The organism is Mesobacillus sp. S13 (genome assembly GCF_020422885.1).
GTDB lineage: Bacteria > Bacillota > Bacilli > Bacillales > Cytobacillaceae > Mesobacillus > Mesobacillus selenatarsenatis_A.
On sequence record NZ_CP084622.1, the window covers coordinates 1818467 to 1842774 of the forward strand.

The 24308-nt window shown below is 43.9% G+C and carries 20 protein-coding genes; all 20 read left to right on the forward strand.

The features are described from left to right. The first annotated feature begins 14 nt into the window (after nt 1–14). Nucleotides 15–1718 carry a proline--tRNA ligase gene (locus LGO15_RS09120; RefSeq protein WP_226087374.1) on the forward strand — a complete coding sequence of 568 codons (1704 nt, stop codon included), beginning with the start codon at nt 15–17 and terminating at the stop codon, nt 1716–1718. A gap of 225 nt (nt 1719–1943) precedes the next feature. After that, nucleotides 1944–6269, forward strand: a complete 4326-nt coding sequence (locus tag LGO15_RS09125) for a PolC-type DNA polymerase III (protein WP_226087375.1) — start codon at nt 1944–1946, stop codon at nt 6267–6269. A gap of 214 nt (nt 6270–6483) precedes the next feature. Then, nucleotides 6484–6954, forward strand: a complete 471-nt coding sequence (rimP, locus tag LGO15_RS09130; protein ID WP_226087376.1) for a ribosome maturation factor RimP — start codon at nt 6484–6486, stop codon at nt 6952–6954. Between the two features lie 201 nt (nt 6955–7155). Continuing rightward, nucleotides 7156–8265: a transcription termination factor NusA gene (gene nusA / locus LGO15_RS09135; protein ID WP_167831713.1), complete on the forward strand. Its 1110-nt coding sequence runs from the start codon at nt 7156–7158 to the stop codon at nt 8263–8265. A 16-nt stretch (nt 8266–8281) separates the two neighbouring features. Further along, nucleotides 8282–8563, forward strand: a complete 282-nt coding sequence (rnpM, locus tag LGO15_RS09140) for an RNase P modulator RnpM (RefSeq protein WP_167831712.1) — start codon at nt 8282–8284, stop codon at nt 8561–8563. Continuing rightward, nucleotides 8563–8865: a YlxQ family RNA-binding protein gene (locus LGO15_RS09145; protein ID WP_226087377.1), complete on the forward strand. Its 303-nt coding sequence runs from the start codon at nt 8563–8565 to the stop codon at nt 8863–8865. Before rnpM ends, LGO15_RS09145 begins: the two co-directional genes overlap by 1 nt. Before the next feature lie 19 nt (nt 8866–8884). Beyond that, complete coding sequence (infB, locus tag LGO15_RS09150; protein ID WP_226087378.1) at nt 8885–11182, forward strand: translation initiation factor IF-2; 2298 nt, start codon at nt 8885–8887, stop codon at nt 11180–11182. Next, nucleotides 11182–11463 (forward strand): DUF503 domain-containing protein, encoded by a 282-nt coding sequence (locus LGO15_RS09155; RefSeq protein WP_167831710.1) that lies wholly within the window; start codon nt 11182–11184, stop codon nt 11461–11463. The genes infB and LGO15_RS09155 overlap by 1 nt, the downstream gene beginning before the upstream one ends. 19 nt (nt 11464–11482) lie before the next feature. Further along, complete coding sequence (gene rbfA, locus LGO15_RS09160; protein ID WP_226087379.1) at nt 11483–11863, forward strand: 30S ribosome-binding factor RbfA; 381 nt, start codon at nt 11483–11485, stop codon at nt 11861–11863. Nucleotides 11864–11985: 122 nt separating this feature from the next. Then, entirely contained in the window at nt 11986–12903 is a 918-nt protein-coding gene (gene truB / locus LGO15_RS09165; RefSeq protein WP_226087380.1) for a tRNA pseudouridine(55) synthase TruB, read from the forward strand. 98 nt (nt 12904–13001) lie between these two features. Then, on the forward strand, nt 13002–13955 hold the full coding sequence (gene ribF, locus LGO15_RS09170) for a bifunctional riboflavin kinase/FAD synthetase (RefSeq protein WP_226087381.1): 954 nt from the start codon (nt 13002–13004) through the stop codon (nt 13953–13955). Between the two features lie 123 nt (nt 13956–14078). Beyond that, complete coding sequence (gene rpsO, locus LGO15_RS09175; RefSeq protein ID WP_167831706.1) at nt 14079–14348, forward strand: 30S ribosomal protein S15; 270 nt, start codon at nt 14079–14081, stop codon at nt 14346–14348. Between the two features lie 300 nt (nt 14349–14648). Next, nucleotides 14649–16766 (forward strand): polyribonucleotide nucleotidyltransferase, encoded by a 2118-nt coding sequence (gene pnp, locus LGO15_RS09180; RefSeq protein WP_167831705.1) that lies wholly within the window; start codon nt 14649–14651, stop codon nt 16764–16766. Nucleotides 16767–16982: 216 nt separating this feature from the next. Then, a complete protein-coding gene (locus LGO15_RS09185; RefSeq protein ID WP_167831704.1) occupies nt 16983–17948 on the forward strand; it encodes a polysaccharide deacetylase family protein in 966 nt (321 codons plus the stop codon). Nucleotides 17949–18032: 84 nt separating this feature from the next. Further along, the gene (locus LGO15_RS09190) at nt 18033–19265 is read left to right on the forward strand and encodes a M16 family metallopeptidase (RefSeq protein WP_226087382.1); all 1233 of its coding nucleotides are present in this window, start codon (nt 18033–18035) and stop codon (nt 19263–19265) included. Nucleotides 19266–19579: 314 nt separating this feature from the next. Further along, entirely contained in the window at nt 19580–19825 is a 246-nt protein-coding gene (locus LGO15_RS09195) for a YlmC/YmxH family sporulation protein (RefSeq protein WP_167832858.1), read from the forward strand. A 233-nt stretch (nt 19826–20058) separates the two neighbouring features. Next, nucleotides 20059–20961 (forward strand): dipicolinic acid synthetase subunit A, encoded by a 903-nt coding sequence (gene dpaA / locus LGO15_RS09200; protein ID WP_167833061.1) that lies wholly within the window; start codon nt 20059–20061, stop codon nt 20959–20961. Then, a complete protein-coding gene (locus LGO15_RS09205) occupies nt 20958–21554 on the forward strand; it encodes a dipicolinate synthase subunit B (RefSeq protein WP_167832859.1) in 597 nt (198 codons plus the stop codon). The genes dpaA and LGO15_RS09205 overlap by 4 nt, the downstream gene beginning before the upstream one ends. Nucleotides 21555–21922: 368 nt before the next feature. Beyond that, nucleotides 21923–22972 carry an aspartate-semialdehyde dehydrogenase gene (gene asd / locus LGO15_RS09210; RefSeq protein WP_167832860.1) on the forward strand — a complete coding sequence of 350 codons (1050 nt, stop codon included), beginning with the start codon at nt 21923–21925 and terminating at the stop codon, nt 22970–22972. 32 nt (nt 22973–23004) lie between these two features. Then, on the forward strand, nt 23005–24249 hold the full coding sequence (dapG, locus tag LGO15_RS09215) for an aspartate kinase (RefSeq protein ID WP_167832861.1): 1245 nt from the start codon (nt 23005–23007) through the stop codon (nt 24247–24249). The last annotated feature ends 59 nt before the right edge of the window (nt 24250–24308 follow it).

A 24308-nucleotide genomic window follows, 5' to 3' on the forward strand; every position in this document is an offset into this window, starting at 1 on the left:
TGAGGTGTTAATCAATGAAGCAAAGTATGTCGCTTATTCCTACTTTAAGAGAAGTACCATCAGATGCAGAAGTCAAAAGCCATCAGCTTTTGCTCAGGGCTGGATTCATCCGCCAAAACGCGAGCGGTGTTTATACATACATGCCTTTAGGGCGCAAGGTCCTGCAAAAAGTAGAAGCCATCATCAGAGAAGAAATGAATAACGCAGGTGCATCTGAGCTATTCATGCCGGCGTTGCAGCAAGCGGAACTATGGCAGGAATCTGGCCGCTGGTATTCCTATGGACCGGAACTTATGAGGCTTAAAGACAGACATGATCGTGAGTTTGCGCTTGGTGCGACTCATGAAGAGGTGATCACAAGCCTCGTGCGAGACGAAGTGAAATCTTATAAGCGTCTTCCGCTGACTCTTTATCAAATCCAGACTAAATTCCGTGACGAAAAACGTCCAAGATTCGGTCTTCTTCGCGGCCGTGAATTCATCATGAAGGATGCCTATTCCTTCCATGCAACACAAGAGAGCCTTGATGAGGTTTACGAGCGTATTTTCCAGGCATATTCCAATGTCTTTAAGCGCTGTGGCTTGAACTTCCGTGCTGTTATTGCCGATTCAGGAGCAATGGGAGGAAAGGATACTCATGAGTTCATGGTCCTTTCTGATATCGGAGAAGATACAATTGCCTATTCTGATACATCTGAATATGCAGCGAATATCGAAATGGCACCAGTAACGGCTGTTTATGAAAAGAGCAGTGAACCTGCTAAGGAACTTGAAAAAGTACAGACTGAAAACAAAAAAACAATCGATGAAGTATCTTCCTTCCTAAATGTTGAAGGAAAAGATTGCATCAAGTCTCTTCTTTTCAAAATAGATGATCGCTATGTTCTTGTTTTAGTCCGTGGTGACCATGATGTGAATGACATTAAATTAAAAAATTATTATGAGGCTTCTGTAGTAGAGCTTGCTGATACAGCGACAACAAAAGAGGTTCTTGGCTGCTCAGTGGGCTCCTTGGGACCGGTCGGGGTCGACGGTGTCGAGGTAATCGCCGACAATGCCGTACAGGCGGTTGTAAATGGTGTCTGCGGAGCAAATGAAGAAGATTATCATTATACAAATGTTAATCCTGAACGTGATTTCAAGGTTGCAGCCTTTACCGACCTGCGCTTCATCAAAGAGGGAGACCCTTCACCAGATGGACAGGGAACAATTGTCTTCGCGAAGGGGATTGAAGTCGGGCATGTATTTAAGCTTGGCACAAGATACAGTGAAGCAATGAATGCTGAGATCCTTGACGAGAATGGAAGAACAAAGCCAATGATCATGGGTTGCTACGGAATTGGTGTTTCCCGTACAATGGCTGCAGTCGCAGAACAATTCAATGACGAAAACGGCCTCGTATGGCCAACCAATATCTCACCGTTTCATGTCCATCTTATTGCAGTGAACATGAAGGACAGCGCCCAGGCGGAATTAGCACAAGAACTATACTCAAATCTGCAGGACGCAGGAATGGAAGTGCTGCTTGATGATCGCCAGGAAAGACCTGGAGTGAAATTCGCTGATTCAGACTTGATTGGATTACCAGTAAGGGTTACAGTCGGTAAGAAAGCTGGCGAAGGAATCGTCGAAGTGAAAATCCGTAAAAATGGCGAAATGCAGGAAGTGCAAAAAGACGACCTGGCAGGAGTCTTGAAAAATATTTTGCAAGAACTATAATCAGATGGCGGATCCTTTTTAAGGGTCCGCTTTTTTATTTGCTAGGGGATAACAATATATATATATATCGAAATGGTAATATCAAACACAGGTAACGATACCAGCAATTTATGTTATAATAACCTTTGCTATTAAACATGATTACATCCAACTAGTGTTGTTTTTAAACGGGCATAATCGCCTGATAGATAGAATTTAAGCTTTTCAGATGGGAGAGAAATAACCATGGGTGATCTTTCTTCAGGGAAAAAAGAAAGGTTTCAGCTCCTGCTGCAGCAGATGCAGCTAACAGAAGATGCAATTGTCACTCATTTTCAAAATGCTGAAATTGATAGGGTAGTGATCGAGAAACAAGCAAGGAAATGGCATTTCTTTTTCCAGTTTGAAAAAATCATTCCTTGTCAGCTGTATAACACATTCATTGGCAAGCTGGAACAGACTTTCTCGCATATTGCGAAAATATCATACTCGGTAAGAGTGCTTGAACAGGCAATAAGTGACAAGGAAATCCTTGATTACTGGAAGTCGTGCATTAAAGAAATAGACGGCATTGCCCCTCCATTGTTAAAGCTCCTGAACGAGCAAGTTCCCCAAGTCCAGGGAACAAAACTCATTTTAACAGCTAGAAATGAAACTGAAGTACTTGCTCTTAAGCGTAAGTACGGCAGCATTATTGCTGAGATTTATCAGAGTTTCGGTTTTCCTTTACTGACGATTGATGCGGTCGTAAGTGAAGAAAGTTCTTCAGACGAATATGAGAAATTCATGAAGGCGAAAGAGAAGGAAGACCAGGAACGCGGCTTGATGGCGATGATCGAGATGCAGAAGAAGGAAGCAGAACAAGCCAAGGGCGATGGAGTGCCGCAGGATGGCCCTGTTAATATAGGGCTAACAATCAAGGATGATGCTGACTTCCGCAAGCTTGAAGACATCGTTGATGAAGAGCGCCGTGTAGCAGTTGAGGGCTTTGTATTCTTTGCCGAAACGAAAGAGCTTCGCAGTGGCAGGACGCTTTTGACCTTCAAGATTACGGACTATACGAGCTCCATCATGGTAAAGATGTTCTCTCGTGATAAAGAAGACGCGGCTATTTACCAGCGTATTACAAAAGGGATGTGGCTAAAGGTAAGAGGAAGCATCCAGAATGACACCTTTGTCCGCGACCTTGTCATGATTGGTAATGACGTGAATGAAATCAAACCTAAAGGAAGAATTGATTCTGCGCCAGAAGGCGAAAAAAGAGTCGAGCTTCACCTTCATACACCAATGAGCCAGATGGACGCGGTATCGTCTGTCAGCGCACTCGTTGGCCAGGCTGCAAAGTGGGGCCACAAAGCTGTGGCAATTACAGACCATGCAGTTGTGCAATCCTATCCTGAAGCATTTGGGGCAGGAAAGAAAAATGATATCAAAATCCTTTACGGTGTGGAAATTAACCTTGTTGATGACGGGGTACCGATTGCTTACAATGACGCGCACCGAGTTCTGGCAGACGACACATATGTCGTATTCGACGTCGAAACAACAGGATTGTCTGCAGTATACGATACAATCATTGAATTGGCGGCTGTCAAAATCCGCGACGGTGAAATCATCGACCGGTTCGAGTCTTTCGCAAATCCGCATCACCGCTTGTCGGCGACGACCATCAATCTTACCGGTATAACCGATGATATGGTCCGAAATGCACCGGAAGTAAGTGAAGTACTGCAAAAGTTCCATGAATGGACAGGTGACAGTGTCCTGGTTGCCCATAACGCTTCATTCGATATGGGCTTCCTGAACGTCGGCTATAAAAAGATCGGAATAGGTAAATCGCCAAATCCGGTAATCGATACCTTGGAGCTTGGCCGCTTTCTGTATCCTGACATGAAAAACCATAGATTGAATACCTTGGCGAAGAAATTCGATATTGAGTTGACTCAGCATCACCGCGCAATCTATGATGCTGAAGCTACCGGCTATTTATTACTGAAAATGCTCAAGGATGCTGCCGAAAAAGGACTGGAATATCACGATCAGCTTAATGACAATATGGGTCAGGGAAAAGCATTCCAAAGAGCGCGCCCATATCATGCTACTTTGCTGGCTAAAAATGAAGCCGGAATGAAAAACATCTTCAAGCTTGTTTCGACTTCCCATATTGATTACTTTTACAGAGTCCCGAGAATTCCGCGATCCCTTCTGAACAAGCATCGTGAAGGGATCCTTATTGGTTCCGCATGCGACAAGGGTGAAGTTTTTGAAGGCATGATGCAAAAAGGGCCAGAAGAGGTCGAAGAAGCAGCACAGTTTTATGACTATCTGGAAGTCCATCCGAAAGCTGTTTATGCCCATCTGCTCGAGCTTGAATTAGTGCGCGACCAGAAGGCACTTGAAGATATCATTAACAATATCGTCAAGCTTGGGGAGAAGTTGGACTTGCCAGTTGTGGCGACCGGGAATGTTCATTACTTGAATGAAAATGATAAAATCTATCGAAAAATCCTGATTAATTCCCAGGGTGGAGCTAACCCGCTAAATCGCCATCAGCTTCCTGATGTGCACTTCAGGACAACAAATGAGATGCTAGATGCCTTTAAGTTTTTAGGAGAGGCAAAGGCGAAAGAGATTGTTGTTGAAAATACAAACAAGATCGCTGACATGATCGATGTCATCAAGCCGATCAAAGACGATCTTTACACGCCGAAAATCGAGGGCGCAGATGAAGAAATGCGCAGCATGAGCTATGGAATGGCGCGCAGCATCTACGGGGACGACCTTCCTGAAATCGTTGAGGCCCGTCTAGAAAAAGAATTGAAGAGTATCATTGACAACGGATTTGCCGTTATCTATTTGATTTCTCATAAACTTGTTAAAAAGTCACTGGATGATGGCTATTTGGTAGGTTCACGTGGTTCGGTAGGATCTTCCTTCGTAGCGACGATGACGGAGATCACCGAGGTTAATCCGCTGCCGCCGCATTATGTATGCCCTAAGTGTAAAAAATCAGAGTTTTTCAATGATGGGTCAGTCGGTTCGGGGTTTGACCTTCCGGATAAGGATTGCCCGGATTGCGGAATTAAATACAAGAAAGACGGCCACGACATACCGTTTGAAACCTTCCTTGGTTTCAAAGGGGACAAAGTACCCGATATCGACTTGAACTTCTCGGGTGAATACCAGCCACGTGCCCATAACTACACAAAAGTTTTGTTCGGTGAGGATTATGTTTATCGTGCAGGTACAATTGGTACGGTTGCGGATAAAACGGCCTATGGGTATGTAAAAGGCTACCAGGGCGACAATAACCTCCAGTTGCGTGGAGCGGAAATCGACCGTTTGGCATCTGGCTGTACCGGTGTAAAACGGACGACTGGACAGCACCCAGGCGGAATCATCGTTGTTCCGGATTACATGGACATTTTTGATTTTTCTCCAATTCAGTTCCCAGCAGACAGCAGCACGTCAGAATGGAAAACAACTCACTTTGATTTCCATTCGATTCACGATAACTTGTTGAAGCTGGATATTCTCGGGCACGATGACCCGACTGTTATAAGGATGCTTCAGGACTTAAGCGGGATTGACCCTAAGACGATTCCGACTGATGACCCTGAAGTGATGAAGATTTTCAGTGGAACAGAATCGCTCGGAGTGACTGAACAACAAATCATGTCGAAGACGGGATCGTTGGGAATCCCCGAGTTCGGTACGCGCTTTGTTCGTCAGATGCTTGAGGACACAAAGCCGACGACCTTCTCTGAGCTCGTACAGATCTCAGGTCTGTCCCACGGTACGGACGTTTGGCTCGGCAATGCTCAAGAATTGATCCATAATAATATCTGTAACCTCAGCGAAGTAATTGGCTGTCGTGATGATATCATGGTCTACCTGATTTATCAGGGATTAGAGCCGGCATTCGCGTTTAAGATTATGGAATCTGTCCGTAAGGGTAAAGGGCTGTCAGATGAAATGGAAGAGGAAATGCGCAAGAATAAAGTGCCAGAATGGTATATCGATTCTTGCAAAAAAATCAAGTACATGTTCCCTAAAGCCCACGCGGCTGCATATGTGTTGATGGCCGTGAGAATCGCGTATTTCAAAGTGCACCATCCGCTTATGTATTATGCAGCATACTTCACGGTCAGGGCAGATGACTTTGATGTCGATGCAATGGTTCGTGGTTCCGAGAGCATCCGGGCAGTGATTGAAGAAATCAATGCTAAGGGTCTTGAGGCGTCGACAAAAGAGAAAAACTTGATGACCGTTATGGAACTTGCGCTTGAAATGTGTGAGCGAGGATTCGGGTTCGCTAAAGTAGATTTGTACAAATCTAGTGCGTCAGAGTTCATTATCGAAGGCAATAAACTGATCCCGCCATTCAATGCGATCCCTGGACTCGGGACGAACGCGGCGATTAATATCGTCAAAGCACGGGAAGAAGGAGAATTCCTTTCCAAAGAAGATCTTCAGCAGCGAGGCAAAATTTCCAAGACAATTCTGGAATACCTCGACAATCATGGCTGCCTGGAGGGCATGCCGGATCAGAACCAGTTGTCATTATTCTAATGGGGTTTGTGAATAAACTACTGGTTAGGCACGCCATAACTGCCGTTTGTTTGCAATAAATATCTGGTTATGTTATATTTTTATTGGAAATACTAAGGATATCTCTGGCAGATGAGAGTGGGGCAACCCGCTCTTTCTTGTTTGTTAGGCACTTTTACGGGGATAAAAACCAAATAGTGATTAAGTAATGAGGTTGTGTCAAAGGAGGGATTTTATGAGCAAGATTACCGAAGTTGTGGAAGAGCTAGTAACTCCCATCTTAAATGAAAACGAACTAGAATTGGTAGACATCGAATATGTCAAAGAAGGAAAGAACTGGTTCCTGCGCGTATACATTGATAAGGACAGCGGAATTGATATCGAAGAATGCGGCATCGTCAGTGAGCGCCTTAGCGAAAAGCTCGATGCCATTGACCCAATCCCGCATAACTACTTTTTGGAAGTCTCCTCACCAGGTGCAGAACGCCCGCTGAAAAAGGAGAAGGATTATCAGAAAGCAATCGGCAAGAATGTCTTCATCAAAACCTATGAACCAATTGATGGGGAAAAGGGTTTCGAAGGAATCTTGACCGAATTCAACGGCGAAACCGTCACTGTTGAAATGAAAATCAAAACTCGCAAGAAGAAAGTTGTCATCCCATTTGATAAGGTTGCCAGCGCGAGGCTTGCAGTTACTTTTTCATAATCTGTCCAGAAAATATCTGCAGTTAAATAATTTAAGGATCAATTCGAACCTTTCGTTTTCTAGCAAAAGTTCTATATGCTAAAACGTATGCATCCCTCACAGGAAGATGAAAACGTTTCAGGTGTGAACTGGCGGGCTAAGGGCAGAGTTTCGAAAAGAGCCTTACAAAGTAGGGTAGTAAAAAAGGGGGATTTAAATCTCATGAGCAGCGAATTGTTGGATGCTCTTACGATTCTTGAAAAAGAAAAAGGAATTTCCAGGGACATCTTGATTGATGCCATCGAAGCAGCGTTAATTTCTGCCTATCGCCGTAACTTTAACCAGGCACAAAACGTACGAATCGATTTGAATTTAGGAAATGGTTCAATGCGTGTTTTTGCAAGGAAAGAAGTTGTTGACGAAGTATTCGATCCACGTCTGGAAATCTCATTAGAAGATGCACAAAAGATCAATCCGAACTACGTGGTTGAAGATGTCGTTGAACTTGAAGTAACTCCTAAAGATTTCGGAAGGATTGCCGCCCAGACTGCCAAGCAGGTAGTGACACAGCGTGTCCGCGAAGCAGAAAGAGGAATCATCTATTCTGAGTTCATCGATCGTGAAGAAGATATCATGACAGGTATCGTTCAGCGCCAGGATCCTAAGTTCATTTATGTAAGCCTGGGTAAAATTGAGGCGATCCTGCCAGCAAATGAACAGATGCCGAACGAGCACTACAAGCCTCACGACCGCATCAAAGTATTCATCACCAAGGTTGAAAAAACCACTAAAGGTCCACAAATCTTCGTTTCCAGAACCCATCCGGGACTGTTAAAGAGACTATTTGAGATTGAAGTTCCTGAAATCTATGATGGAACTGTTGAAATTAAATCAGTTGCGCGTGAAGCAGGAGACCGTTCGAAGATTTCTGTTCACTCAGACAATCCGGAAGTAGATCCGGTTGGTTCATGTGTCGGCCCACGTGGAACTCGTGTCCAGGCTGTCGTCAATGAGCTCAAGGGTGAAAAAATCGATATCGTGAAATGGTCTGAAGACCCAGTCGTATTTGTTGCCAATGCATTAAGCCCGTCGAAGGTATTGGATGTCATTGTCAACGAAGAAGAAAAGGCGACTACCGTTGTTGTTCCCGATTATCAGCTGTCGCTTGCAATCGGTAAGCGCGGACAAAATGCTCGACTTGCTGCAAAGTTGACTGGCTGGAAGATTGACATCAAAGCAGAGACTGAGGCTAGGGAGTCCGGGATTTATCCTCGTGACAATGAGCCGCTGTTGACTGCAGATGACGAATTTGAAGATGAAGACATCGATTAATGTGAGGTGAATGATCGTGAACAGCCGTAAAAAGGTTCCTATGCGAAAATGTGTCGCAACCGGTGAAATGAGACCGAAAAAAGAACTAGTTCGCATCGTTCGCTCAAAGGAAGGGGAAGTCTCCATCGACCTGACAGGCAAGAAATCAGGCAGAGGCGCTTATCTTTCTAAAGATAAAGAAGCAGTGCAATTAGCAAAGAAACGCAATATATTGTCCAAACAGCTTGAAACACAAGTGGACGATGCACTATACGATGAGCTGAATGATCTCATCGAAAAGGAGAGCAGACTATCCTGATGAACTCAAATCAATGGATGTCATTGCTTGGCTTAGCCAATCGAGCACGGAAAATCATCTCAGGGGAAGAGCTTTCCGTCAAAGAAATCAGAAACGGGAAGGCGAAACTCATTTTGCTTTCTGCGGATGCATCCGCAAATACTACAAAGAAGATTACCGACAAGTGCAAATCCTATAATGTACCTTATAAAGTGGTACCGGACCGGTACCAGCTTGGCCAGGCGATCGGCAAGGAAGCACGTGTTGTAGTAGCCCTGTTGGACGAGGGTTTTGCAAAAAAACTGTTGACGTTGCTCGATTAATTCTAGCGGGGGTGAAGATATGAGTAAAACACGCGTTTATGAATATGCAAAGAAGCATAATTTATCGAGTAAAGACGTGATTATAAAATTAAAAGAAATGAACATTGAGGTTTCTAATCATATGACTGCAATGGAAGATGAAACCGTGAGAAAGCTTGACGCTGTTTACAACAAGAAAGAAGATAAGCCACAGCAGCAAAGCCAGCAAAAGGCTTCACAGGGACAGAAGCAAGCCCAGAACCGCAACCAAGGCCAAAAGCCTAATCAGGGCCAGAATCGCAATCAATCCCAATCCCAAAACCAAAATCAGCAAAGAAATAACCAGGGACAGCCAAAAGCTCAGCTTAAGACAACAGCCAGTGCCTTTTCAGACGATGAGCGCCGCGCTACAACTCCTGAAAAGGTGAAAAGCTCAGCAGCTGCCAAAAAGCCTGGAAACTCCCAGCCTTTCAATAAAAATAACAACAAGAACAAACAGAACAACAAGAACAGAAACCAGCAAAACCAGAATAAAGGAAGACAGAACCAGCAGCCGGCTCAACAGCAGCCGAAAAAGGTCAAAGAACTTCCTTCAAAAATCACTTTCAGCGAATCTTTGACAGTAGCTGAATTGGCAAAGAAGCTGAACCGTGAGCCATCTGAAATTATCAAAAAGCTCTTCATGCTCGGTGTCATGGCTACCATCAACCAGGACCTGGATAAAGATGCGATTGAATTGATTGCTACTGATTACGGTGTTGAAGTTGAAGAAGAAATCAAAATTGATGCAACTGACCTTGAGGTATACTTCACAGAAGATGATGAAGCTTCATTGGTGGAAAGACCATCTGTTGTTACAATCATGGGTCACGTTGACCATGGTAAAACAACGCTGCTTGATTCGATCCGCAACACGAAAGTCACTGCAGGTGAAGCAGGCGGTATCACTCAGCACATCGGTGCTTACCAAGTTGAAGATAATGGCAAAAAAATCACATTCCTGGATACACCTGGTCACGCAGCTTTCACGACAATGCGAGCTCGTGGTGCAAAGATCACCGATATCACAATCCTTGTCGTAGCTGCTGATGATGGTGTCAAGCCACAGACAGTAGAAGCATTGAACCATGCGAAAGCTGCTGAGGTACCGATCATCGTAGCGGTAAACAAAATGGATAAAGAGTCTGCAAACCCTGACCGAGTCATGCAGGAATTGACAGAGTATGGGCTGGTACCAGAAGCATGGGGCGGCGAAACAATTTTTGTTCCAATCTCCGCGCTTACTGGCGAAGGTATCGACAGCTTGCTTGAAATGATTCTGCTAGTTGGTGAAGTGGAAGAATATAAAGCTAATCCAAACAGAAACGCAATTGGTACTGTTATTGAAGCACAGCTTGATAAAGGCCGTGGATCTGTTGCCACCTTGCTTGTACAGAATGGTACATTGAAGATTGGCGACCCAATTGTTGTCGGAAACACATTCGGCCGTGTCCGTGCGATGGTAAATGATTTAGGACGCCGCGTTAAAGAAGCTGGTCCATCAGCGCCAGTTGAAATTACTGGTCTTAACGATGTTCCTCAAGCTGGTGATCGTTTTGTTGTATTTGAAGACGAAAAAACAGCACGCCAGATTGGTGAAGTACGTTCACAAGAGGCATTGCAGGCACAGCGCAGTGAAAAAACGCGCGTCAGCCTCGATACATTGTTTGAACATATGAAACAAGGGGAAATGAAAGACCTAAATCTAATTATTAAAGCCGACGTCCAAGGTTCAGTTGAAGCACTTGCAGCAGCATTGCAGAAACTGGACGTGGAAGGTGTAAATGTAAGAATCATTCACACTGGTGTTGGTGCGATCAATGAGTCTGACATCACACTTGCAGCAGCTTCCAATGGTATCGTCATCGGATTCAACGTCCGTCCTGATAATAATGCGAAACGCGCTGCAGAGTCAGAAAGCGTCGATATTCGACTGCACCGCATTATCTACAAAGTGATCGAAGAAATCGAATCAGCGATGAAGGGCATGCTTGATCCGGTTTATGCTGAAAAAGTCATCGGCCAGGCTGAAGTCCGCCAGACTTTCAAGGTATCGAAAATCGGAACGATTGCCGGTTCTTATGTCACTGACGGTAAAATCACTCGTAACAGCGGTGTACGTTTGATCCGTGACGGAGTCGTCATCTTTGAAGGTGAAGTCGATGCACTGAAACGCTTCAAAGACGATGCGAAGGAAGTATCACAGGGATATGAGTGTGGTATTACCATTAAAAACTTCAATGACCTCAAGGAAGGCGATGTTATTGAAGCATATATCATGGAAGAAGTGGAACGTTAATGGTAGTAGGCTTAGCAGCCTGTGAATGCATCATCTATGATGCTCATTCTCTAAAGGAAAAGAGAGCTGTCCTGCAGCGGATCATCACGAGGCTGAAGCAGAAGTATAATATTTCGGTTTCCGAAGTGGATCATCAAGATGTTTGGCAGCGGACGACAATTGCTGTTGCGGCTGTCTCCGCATCAAAGGTGTCAACAGAAAGAGAACTCCAGAATGCCTTGAAAATGATTGACTCTTTTCCAGAGATCGAACGTACCATCACCGAAATAGAATGGCTTTGATAGAACGAGGTGATTGAAAATGGGTCATAGAGTAAACCGTGTTGGCGAACAAATGAAAAAAGAATTAGGCGATATCATCAGCCGTAAAATCAAGGATCCGCGAGTAGGTTTCGTAACAGTAACAGATGTCCAGGTTACTGGGGACCTGCAACAAGCAAAGGTTTATATCTCTGTTTTAGGCGACGAACAACAGAGGGAAGATACTCTTAAAGGATTAGCTAAGGCCAAAGGCTTCATCAGGACAGAAATTGGCCAAAGAATCCGTCTGAGGAAAACCCCTGAACTGATCTTTGAATTTGACGAAACGATGGCTTATGGTAATCGTATCAATTCACTGATCCATGAGCTGCACAGGGATGAGCAGCCTGGAAAAGAAGAGCAAGAAAAGGACAATGATTAAGCGGAGTTGACATATTTGTCATCACTATTGATCTTGATATGAAAAATGGATAGACACTTTTGTCTATCCATTTTTTTCGATAAAGCTACCATCAATACATAATGAAAATGAGGGTGAAAGATATGGAAGGGATTCTGCCTCTTTTTAAGCCAGCGGGAATGACTTCGCATGATTGTGTGTTTAAACTCAGGAAACTGTTAAGAACAAAGAAGGTGGGACATACAGGCACCCTTGACCCGGATGTCACTGGGGTACTGCCAATATGTGTAGGCAAGGCGACCAAGGTTGCCGAATACATAACGGATGCTGGAAAAGCGTATGAGGGAGAAGTCACCCTTGGCTTCACGACAACGACAGAAGATGCATCGGGTGAGAAGGTTGAAGAGAAGCCAGTGGACAGGACAATAACAAGGGAAGAGGTTGAACAGGTTCTTCAATCGCTGACAGGTGAAATCGAACAGACTCCTCCTATGTATTCAGCAGTAAAAGTGCGTGGAAAAAAACTATATGAGTATGCGAGACAAGGAATCGAGGTAGAGAGACCCACTAGGAAGGTCACTATTTATGGCATCGAGCTTCTTGATAGCAGAGAATCATTTGAAGGCGAACAGGTTAGCTTCAAATTCCGAGTATCATGCAGCAAAGGGACGTATATTCGGACTCTAGCAGTGACGATTGGTGAAAAGATGGGATATCCAGCGCATATGTCTTCCCTTGTGAGAATACAATCTGCGGACTTAACGATCGAGGATTGCTTTACATTTGAACAGCTAGAGGAGATGGCTGCAGAAGGCAAGCTGGCAGATGCTTTGCATCCATTGGAAGCTGGTATTTCTTATTTGCCGAAATATCGCATTAATGATAAAGTAGCAGAGAAAGTGAAAAATGGGGCACTGCTACAGATCCCGGAGGAGTTAGAGGGAAAAAGCGGTCCGATTATTGTAGAAACAGAAGACGGAAAAGCGCTCGCCATTTACAGGGCACATCCAACAAAAATAGGGATGATGAAACCTGATAAAGTGTTGAGAAATGATCAATGAGACGATCGTTTAAAAATTTGTGCCAGAGTACAAATAAGCGATGTAAACAATAGATCTTGATTCATAGAGCAGCTGGGTCAGAAAAGGTGAGTAATATCGTGGAAATGATTATGCTAAAACATCCTCATGAACATAAAAAAGAAGATTATCCTCCACTGGCAATGGCACTGGGCTATTTTGACGGAGTCCACTTAGGCCACCAGCAGGTCATCGAAGAAGCAAAAAAAGAGGCTGCAGCCAAAGGGATCAAGAGTGCGGTCATGACATTTGATCCTCATCCTTCGGTAGTTCTTGGCAAGAATATTCAGCATATGGAATATATAACACCATTGGAAGACAAGGCGCGAATTATTGAGGCAATGGGAGTGGACTACTTATTTGTTGTTCATTTCTCAACCGAATTCTCGAGTCTGTTGCCCCAGGAATTTGTCGATCAATATATCATTGGTTTGAATGTTCAGCATGTCGTAGCAGGATTCGACTATTCCTACGGGAAAATGGGGAAAGGGAATATGGAGACAATCCAGTTCCATTCAAGAGGCAAGTTTGATTTTACCGTGGTATCCAAACTTTCCACACAAGAAGAAGAAAAGGTCAGTTCTACTTTGATCCGTTCCTTTTTAAGAGACGGGAAGGTGGATGAGATGCCAGGTTTGTTAGGGAGACCTTATAGGACAACGGGAACCATTATAAATGGAGAGCGCCGAGGTCGTACAATTGGTTTTCCGACAGCGAATGTCGGAATCGAGGACCAATATATTCTCCCGCCAACTGGGGTTTATGCTGTAAAGATTAGGGTTGAAGGGGCATGGCATGAAGGTGTCTGCAATGTTGGCTATAAACCAACCTTCCATAAGGAGAAAAAGGACAAACCTTCTGTTGAAGTCCACATCTTTAATTTTAACAAAGAGATTTACGGTGAATCCGCAACGATTGAGTGGCACCTTCGCCTGAGAAGTGAACGGAAATTCGAGGGAATACAGCAGCTTGTTGCCCAAATAGAAAAAGATAAGCAAGAAGCACTCCTATACTTTGAAAAAAACAAGGGTTAGACTTGCTTTTTGTCGTAAAAAGATGTATTCTTATTAACGTATTAAAAAAGAACCTTTGCTTGGCAAGTCGAGTCACCGACGCTTGCTCGGTAACAGGGGATTATTAAATGGAGGTGAATACGGATGGCAATCTCAAAAGTACGTAAAAACGAACTGATCAATGAATTCAAGACTCACGAAAGTGATACTGGATCTCCAGAAGTTCAAATCGCTGTCCTTACTGCAGAAATCAACACTTTGAACGACCACTTGCGCGTTCATAAGAAGGACCACCACTCACGTCGCGGTCTTTTGAAAATGGTAGGTAAGCGTCGTAACCTTTTGACTTACCTTCGTAACAAGGACGTTGCTCGCTACCGCGAGTTAATCAACAAGCTTGGTCTACGTAGATAGTCTGTAAAAGCGGGATTTTTCCCGCTTTTTTATTAGGCAAATTTTTTGTAGCATACATAACGATTGATTGATATGAAGCGCTCCTTTTTGGAGCATAATATAACATAAAAGGCATTTTAACATGTAGGCTCCCATTTGCTCTGTTGGACAAGCTTTGTACAGCAGGAAGCTTGGGAAGTTCATGGTTTTATCATTCATATTAAAGGTATATTTGTTATATAAGACATGCGTTTGTGCTGTTTTAAATAAATTCCCGGGCAGAGCCAGGGTGTACTTAGTGGTAGAGAGGGGCTAAAAAGCATGGAACAAGAAAAACAGAGTTTTTCCTTCGACTGGGCAGGGCGTAAGCTGACAGTTGAAATTGGACAGCTTGCAAAGCAGGCAAATGGTGCAGTCCTTGTCCGTTACGGAGATACAGCTGTATTAAGTACAGCTACTGCATCAAAAGAACCGAAGAATTTAGATTTCTTCCCTTTGACTGTCAATTATGAAGAAAGACTTTATGCTGTCGGGAAAATTCCAGGCGGATTCATTAAGCGTGAAGGACGCCCAAGTGAAAAGGCAATTCTTGCGAGCCGATTAATTGACCGTCCAATCCGTCCGTTATTCCCTGATGGATTCCGTAACGATGTCCAGGTAATCAGCATCGTCATGAGTGTGGATCAGGACTGTTCATCAGAAATGGCCGCTATGTTTGGATCTTCATTAGCTCTATCTGTTTCAGATATCCCATTTGGAGGACCAATTGCTGGTGTCACAGTGGGAAGGATTGATGGCAAGTTCGTGATCAACCCATCTGTTGAAGAAACTGAAAAGAGTGATATGCATTTGGTTGTAGCAGGTACAATGGATGCAATCAACATGGTTGAAGCCGGTGCGGAAGAGGTGCCTGAAGAAGTCATGCTTGAAGCAATCATGTTCGGACATGACGAAATCAAGCGTCTGATTGCCTTCCAACAGGAAATCGTCGCGCAGGTTGGTAAAGAAAAAAGAGAAATTAAACTTTTTGAATTAGATAAAGATCTTGAAGCTGAAGTTCGCGGAGTTTGTGAGCAAGATATGATTTCTGCTATCCAAGTACAGGAAAAGCATGCTCGCGAAGATGCGATCAAAGAAGTGAAAAATGCTATCGTTGCCCGCTATGAAGAGCAAGAAGCAGATGATGACAAGCTGAAGCAAGTGAAACAAATCCTTGATAAAATCGTCAAAGGTGAAGTCCGCCGCTTGATTACAGAAGAAAAAGTACGTCCAGACGGCCGTGGAGTCGATGAAATCCGACCGCTTTCTTCTGAAGTAGGACTGCTACCTAGAACACATGGTTCTGGATTGTTCACAAGGGGACAAACTCAGGCACTAAGCATCTGTACGCTCGGCGCAATGGGTGATGTTCAAATTCTTGACGGTCTTGGAATCGAAGAAGAAAAGCGATTCATGCACCATTACAATTTCCCATTATTCTCTGTTGGTGAAACAGGTCCAATCCGTGGCCCAGGACGACGTGAAATCGGGCACGGAGCACTTGGTGAAAGAGCTCTTGAGCCTGTAATTCCGAATGAGAAAGATTTCCCATACACAGTTCGTCTTGTATCAGAAGTACTTGAATCAAATGGTTCTACTTCACAGGCGAGTATTTGTGCCAGTACATTAGCGCTTATGGATGCAGGGGTGCCAATCAAAGCACCAGTTGCCGGTATTGCAATGGGTCTGATCAAATCTGGAGAACATTATTCAATTCTTTCAGATATTCAGGGTATGGAAGACCACCTTGGGGATATGGACTTCAAAGTAGCTGGAACTGCAAAAGGTGTTACAGCCCTGCAGATGGATATCAAGATTGAAGGATTATCCCGTGAGATTCTTGAGGAAGCTTTACAACAGGCGAAAAAAGGCCGTATGCATATTCTTGAGTCCATGCTGGCAACGATCAAGGAACCACGTGAACAGCTTTCAAAATATGCACCAAAGATCATCACTATGTGGATCAAACCTGATAAAATCCGTGACGTCATTGGGCCAAGCGGAAAACAAATCAACAAGATCATTGAAGAAACTGGCGTAAAAATCGATATCGAACAAGATGGTACGGTATTTATTGGCTCAGTAGATGAAGAAATGATTCAAAGAGCGAAGAAGATCATTGAAGACATTGTCCGTGAAGTTGAAGTTGGAGAAATGTACCTTGGAAAGGTTCGCCGCATTGAAAAGTTTGGTGCGTTCGTTGAAATCTTCCCTGGTAAAGATGGCTTGGTCCATATCTCCGAGCTTGCTGAAGAACGAGTTGGCAAAGTTGAAGACGTGCTGAAGCTGGGAGATGAACTCCTCGTTAAGGTCACTGAAATCGACAAACAAGGCAGGGTCAACCTTTCACGTAAGGCAGTCTTGAAAGAACAACGCGAAAAAGCTGAAAAACAATCTTAAGATAGCAAAGGCCGGGGGCAACCCTGGCCTTTTTATATTCCCATTTCATGAACAGTTATCCGCTTGTCGGGCTGTTTGTTGTGCGCGAACGTTTTTCTGCTCTCTTACCAGTGTCTTCCGTTCTACCTTGTCCTTCTGCTTCATAAAGTAAAATAAGGCGCTATTCGTTGTCTGCGTTATTTTGGAGTGGCCTTAACAGAAGAGGAGGCATATTAAATGAGAAAGTTTGTATTAATTTCTGTTTTATTGATCGCTGGGTGGATCATCGTGAATAATCCATTCTCCCATACATATGTTTCAGGCCTTAAAAGCGGGTCACTTGAAGTGGCAGGGAATAAGAGTTCGTTGATGTCAGAAATTGAAATGAAAGCAATAGAATATGAAGTTGAACCATCTGACGCCAGAAAAGATCCAGTCTGGAAGGTGGTTCCCGGCTACAACGGACTAAAAGTAGATATCAAAAAGTCCTATAGCAAAATGGAGAAGGAAGGTAAATTCGATCCCGAAAAGCTAGTCTTCAAGCAAGTCTCCCCTCAAGTCCATCTGGATGATTTGCCGCCAATGGCCATTTATAAAGGACATCCTGAAAAGCCGATGGTAAGCTTCATTATTAATGTTGCATGGGGAAATGAATATCTAACAGGCATGCTGGCGACATTGAAGAAGCATAATGTAACCGCAAGTTTTTTTCTTGAAGGCAGATGGGTAAAGAATAACCCTGGTATGGCGAAGATGATTGCAGATGCAGGCCATGAAATAGGTAATCATTCATTCACACATCCAAATATGAAGCAGCTTTCTGCTCCGAAAATCAATGAAGAAATCCGCATGACGAATGAAGTTATTGAAGCGGTGACGGGGGTCAAGACCAAGTGGTTTGCTCCTCCGAGCGGATCATACAAGGATGAAGTGGTTGAAATTGCTGCAGCTCATAAATTAGGGACTGTTATGTGGAGCGTAGACACGATTGATTGGCAGAAGCCCACTCCAGATAAACTAATCAACAGGGTGATGGGGAAGGTCCATAATGGCGCAATGATACTTATGCATCCAACAGAGTCTACGGCTGTCTCTCTCGATCAATTGATCACGCAAATAAAAGCCAAGGACCTGCAAATTGGGACTGTTTCTGATTTATTAAGTGAAAACCGGATTATAACGCCAAAAAAAATGAAAGAATAGCATTGTATTTGGAAAAAGTAAGTTAAATGGACTATACTAAGTAAATGCAGTAGTTTTAGCAGCTGGTTCCAGAGGAGGAATATAATGATAAAGAAATATACATGCCAAAATGGTGTAAGAATCGTACTAGAACAAATCCCAACTGTCCGTTCAGTCGCTATCGGTGTATGGATCGGAACAGGTTCCCGTAATGAAAATCCAGAGAACAATGGGATTTCCCATTTTCTTGAGCATATGTTTTTCAAAGGCACCAAAACAAGGAGTGCAAGGGAGATTGCAGAATCCTTTGATAGCATTGGCGGCCAGGTGAATGCATTCACTTCCAAGGAGTATACTTGCTATTACGCCAAGGTGTTAGATAATCATGCACCATTTGCGCTAGAAGTTTTAGCGGATATGTTCTTTAATTCTACGTTTGATTCTGAGGAATTGAATAAAGAGAAGAACGTGGTGAATGAAGAAATCAAGATGTATGAAGATACACCTGATGATATCGTCCACGATTTGCTTAGTCAGGCTGTTTACGGCGATCACCCGCTTGGTTATCCAATCCTCGGTACGGAAGAAACGCTCCAAAGTTTTACGGGAGAAAAACTTGAGCAGTATATGCATGATACGTACAGACCGGAAAATGTGGTCATTTCCATTGCAGGGAATGTGCCCGAATCTTTCATTAAAAATGCTGAAGACTTCTTTGGCTCATATGAAGCGAGCAAGGAAAAGATAGAATATGCAAAACCTGACTTCCATGCAACACATGCATCCAGGAAAAAAGAAACGGAACAAGCGCACCTGTGCCTTGGTTTCGAAGGCTTGCAGATCGGGCACTCTGATGTATATAGCCTCATCGTCTTGAACAATGTACTGGGGGGCAGCATGAGCAGCAGATTGTTCCAGGAAGTAAGGGAACAGCGCGCCCTTGCTTATTCTGTATTCTCCTATCACTCAGCTTATCGTGATAGCGGAATGGTGACTATATATGGCGGGACCGGAGCAAATCAGCTGAATGTGTTATATGATACAATCCAGGACACACTTGCGAAGCTGCGTGCTGAAGGAATTACCGAAAAAGAACTCAACAATAGCAAAGAGCAGCTTAAAGGCAGCCTGATGTTAAGCCTAGAAAGTACAAACAGCCGCATGAGCAGGAATGGGAAAAATGAACTCCTGCTCGGAAGGCACCGCTCTCTTGATGAAATCGTCGAACAAATCGACCAGGTGACCAAGGACAGCGTCGACGGCATGGCCAATAAAATCTTCACAGATAAATATTCTGTTTCATTGATCAGTCCAAATGGCGAACTGCCAAATCTATAAGAGATGATGAAAACAGCAGCTTCCTTGTGAAGCTGCTGTTTTAACTTTAAGGCACTAAGTCTTACAAGTTGCAGCACCCGGAAGGAAGAAAGACGACGATCAGGAATCGTGACATGGTTAGTCTTTGCAGCTGAAAAGCTGTCAAGAAAACAAGGGAATCACGACAGGTTTGCCACTTACGCCTAAAAAGCTGCCTGAATACCATCGCCCATTTTTACCTCAACAACATTTCCCCTTTTTTTCACTCATATATTCTAAAAAACCTCCCACATTGATACATATAGAATAAGGACAAAGTGACAGGGAGGGGCATCATGAAATTAAGTGAACTTGGCGGTAAAGAAATCGTCGATGCAAAGAGGGCGGAAAGATTGGGTGTACTGGGGCAGACGGATTTGGAAATCAATGAACGTTCAGGTCAAATTGAAGCTTTGATCATCCCATCTTTAAAGTGGTTCGGCCTTCGCAAACAGTCCGGGGAAGTTAGGGTTCCATGGAAGCATATAAAGAAAATAGGTACAGACATGATTATCATCGATATTCCTGATGATGAAGAGTAAAAAAGCGGGCACAATGCCAGCTTTATTTTTTTGTCTGAACAATTTCTGTTCTTGATTCAAGGGGATAAAAAACCTTATTTAATAAATGTAGTTTATAGCGCTGGCCAAATGGCTGGCGCTTTTCTTTTATGGAAAACTCACCTATTGCAAGTTAGATACATATGATGTTGAAGTAGTTCAAGTTGGATGAAATTTATATTCCAGGATTAATGGAAAAGAAGGTGATTGTTCTCATGCTGACAGGAATGCAAATCGCAGTTATCGGCGGTGATGCGAGACAGCTGGAGATTATTCGCAAGCTGACAGAGCTTGATGCAAAGCTTTCTTTAATAGGCTTCGAGCAGTTGGACCATGCTTTTACAGGTGCCTCAAAAGAAAAGATAGATGAAGTTGATTTTTCCGTCCAGGACGCATTGATCCTGCCTGTGCCAGGAACAAGTCTGGAGGGCCAGGTCGAAACGATTTTCTCAAATGAAAAAGTAGTTCTTATTAAAGAAATGCTTGAAAAGACCCCAGAACATTGCACAGTTTACTCGGGCATCAGTAATTCCTATTTGACCGGTATCACTAAGCAAGCTAACAGGAAACTTGTACAGCTGTTTGCCCGAGATGATGTAGCTATTTACAACTCAATCCCGACTGTCGAAGGAACGATCATGATGGCGATCCAACATACAGATTTCACCATCCACGGTTCAAAAGTGGCCGTTCTCGGTTTAGGCAGAGTTGGTATGAGTGTAGCCAGGACTTTCCATGCCCTAGGAGCCAAGGTGAAGGTCGGAGCAAGAAAAAGTGAACATATAGCAAGAATATCGGAAATGGGATTGAAGCCATTCCTGCTATCGGATATAGGGAAAGAAGTTTCAGATATCGATATTTGCATCAATACGGTACCTCATCAAATTGTTACTGCCTCCGTCATTTCGAGGATGCCAGCTCATACCTTAATCATTGACCTTGCATCCAAACCAGGTGGAACGGATTTTCGCTATGCGGAAAAGCGTGGAATCAAAGCTTTGCTTGCACCAGGATTGCCGGGGATCGTCGCCCCGAAAACTGCAGGGCAAATATTGGCGAACGTTCTTTCTCAGCTGCTTATGGAAGACTTTACTGACCGAAAGGAGAAAGAAGTATGAGTTTAAAAGGGAAAAAGATTGGATTCGGATTAACAGGCTCGCATTGTACGTATGATGCTGTATTTCCTGAAATCGAAAAGTTGGTGAATGCAGGAGCTGAAGTTTTACCAGTTGTCACATTCACTGTGAAAAATACAGAAACACGTTTTGGCAAGGGAGAAGATTGGGTACAGCGAATTGAGGAACTCACTGGCAATAAGGTAATAGACTCAATTGTCAAGGCAGAACCTCTTGGCCCCAAAATCCCACTGGACTGTATGGTGATTGCGCCGCTGACGGGTAACTCCATGAGCAAGTTCGCGAATGCAATGACAGATTCACCAGTTCTGATGGCTGCAAAAGCGACATTAAGGAATCAAAATCCGGTGGTCCTGGGAATATCGACGAATGATGCTTTAGGGCTTAATGGCGTCAATCTGATGAGATTAATGGCGACCAAGAATATTTACATGATTCCTTTTGGCCAGGATGATCCTGTCAAAAAGCCAAACTCAATGGTTGCGAGAATGGGGATGCTTTCCGAAACAATCATTGAAGCGATGAATGGAAATCAGCTTCAGCCAGTACTAGTAGAACGTTATAAGGATAATTAATGCTAAATTCCAGGCTCTTTTCGCACGCCTTGTTATTTGCGCAGATATTGCGCAACAGGATAAGGCAACAACGGAAAGAGTCTGGAATCGTATTCAAGCCAGGAACAAGAGGTATTCAAGAAAGCTATAATCAAAGCAAATCCTGTCCCAAATACAGCCATTTTAAATTGGAAATGCTTTTCTCCGGCAGTGAAGCAAAATGTTTCTTTTCTTAATGATTGATTATGATAAAATATAGGATAATATACTAGGCGGATAGAACAAGGCGCTTGCACTTTTCTATTAGACCGCCAGTTTACTTATGTTTCAAACAACCCCAGCTAAATGCGGGATATAAAACGATAATGGTAGTGGAAGGGGAAACAGCAATGTCAGAGAGAAAAGGTTACCGTGTAGCAGTAGTGGGAGCAACAGGAGCAGTTGGACAGCAGATGATCCAGACGCTCGAAAGCAGGGATTTTCCTGTATCCGAGCTTTTATTGCTTTCATCATCGAGGTCAGCTGGTACGAAGGTTCAGTATAAAGGAAATGAAATAACAGTACAGGAAGCCAAGCCTGAAAGTTTTGAAGGTGTGGATATTGCCCTTTTCAGCGCAGGTGGTAGTGTTTCAAAGGCTCTGGCACCGGAAGCTGTAAAACGTGGTGCCATAGTTGTTGATAACACAAGTGCATTCCGCATGGATGAGAACACACCGCTTGTCGTGCCTGAAGTCAATGAGGAAGATTTGCATTCGCATAACGGAATCATTGCTAACCCGAACTGCTCTACGATTCAAATGGTTGTTGCACTCGAGCCATTGCGTAAGAAGTTCGGTTTGGAAAAGATCATCGTATCGACGTACCAGGCAGTATCGGGGGCAGGAGCAGCGGCTGTCGAGGAATTGGAGGAACAGACTCAGGCAATTTTGAACGGCGAGGAATATGAACCAAAGATTCTTCCGGTGAAGTCAGCGGAAAAGCACTACCAAATTGCATTCAATGCGATACCGCAGATCGATACATTCGTAGATAACGGATTCACGTATGAAGAGATGAAGATGATCAATGAAACGAAGAAAATCATGCACATGCCTGACCTGCAGGTTGCTGCAACATGCGTTAGGCTTCCGGTTGGCACAGGTCATTCCGAGTCTGTTTATATTGAGATTGGCCAGGACGGTGTTTCAGCATCAGATATTAAAGAACTTATGTCTGATGCACCAGGAGTAGTCCTTCAGGATGACCCTGCACAGCAACTCTATCCAATGCCTGCATTCTGTGTTGGTAAAAATGACGTATTTGTCGGCAGAATCAGGAAAGATCTGGACAATGAAAAAGGCTTCCATATGTGGGTCGTTTCTGACAACTTGTTAAAAGGTGCTGCATGGAACTCAGTCCAGATTGCTGAAAGTCTTGTGAAGCTTGGCTTGGTAAAATAATTGATTAATGACAGAATTTCTGAGGTGTTACGATGAAAATAATCGTTCAAAAATTTGGCGGTACATCTGTCCGGGATGAACAAAGCCGCGGCCAGGCGATGAGTCATATAAAAAACGCGATCGCTGATGGATATAAAGCGGTTGTGGTCGTTTCTGCGATGGGAAGGAAAGGGGATCCGTATGCTACAGACACCCTTCTCAGTCTTCTAGGAGGTAGTGACAGCAAAATCAGCAAGCGCGAGCATGATTTGCTGTTATCATGTGGAGAAACGATTTCCAGTGTTGTTTTTACGAATATGCTGCTCGAGAATGGGATTAGTGCGACGGCCCTTACAGGTGCCCAGGCAGGATTCAGGACAAATAGCGAGCATACGAACGCCAGAATTCTTGATATGAAATGCGATCGGTTGTTGAGGGAGCTCGATCAGGTCGACGTGGTCGTCGTGGCTGGATTCCAGGGTGCTGCAAAAAATGGAGACGTGACAACAATCGGCCGGGGCGGCAGTGACACATCAGCTGCAGCACTTGGCGCTGCGTTAAACGCGGAATGGATTGACATCTTTACCGATGTCGAGGGAATCATGACAGCTGATCCGAGGATTGCGGAGAACGCAAGGCCTCTTTCCGTGGTCACATATACTGAGGTTTGCAATATGGCATATCAGGGAGCCAAGGTAATCCATCCTCGTGCTGTGGAGATTGCCATGCAGGCAAAAGTTCCGATCAGAATCAGGTCCACCTATTCCGATGGCCTTGGCACGCTGGTTACGGCCCTTAATCGAGAAAATAAAGGAACTGACATTAAGGAAAGGCCTGTAACGGGAATTGCGCATGTTTCAAATGTCAGCCAGATTAAGGTTTTTGCTAAAAAAGACCAATATAATCTCCAATCAGAAGTTTTCAAGGCAATGGCAAATGAAAACATCAGTGTAGATTTTATCAATATTTCTCCAAACGGAGTGGTCTACACGGTTCTTGATGAAATGACCAACCGGGCGGCAAGGGTGTTGGAAGGCTTGGGGCACACGCCGCAAATTGAGAAGCATTGCGCAAAGGTCTCTGTCGTCGGAGCAGGAATGGCAGGAGTACCAGGAGTAACTTCGAAAATTGTAACTGCTTTATCAGAAAAAGGCATTCGCATACTTCAATCCGCTGACAGCCATACAACCATTTGGGTGTTGGTGAAACAGGAGGATTTAGGAAAGGCAGTAAATGCGTTACATGATGCCTTCCAGCTCGAGGAAGAAACAGCAGATTTCGAGCGTCAAGACATATAAAAAGATTTTGCTTCCCAGCACTGGCTGTCGGAAGCCTTTCAGAAGAGGAGTGAACAGGA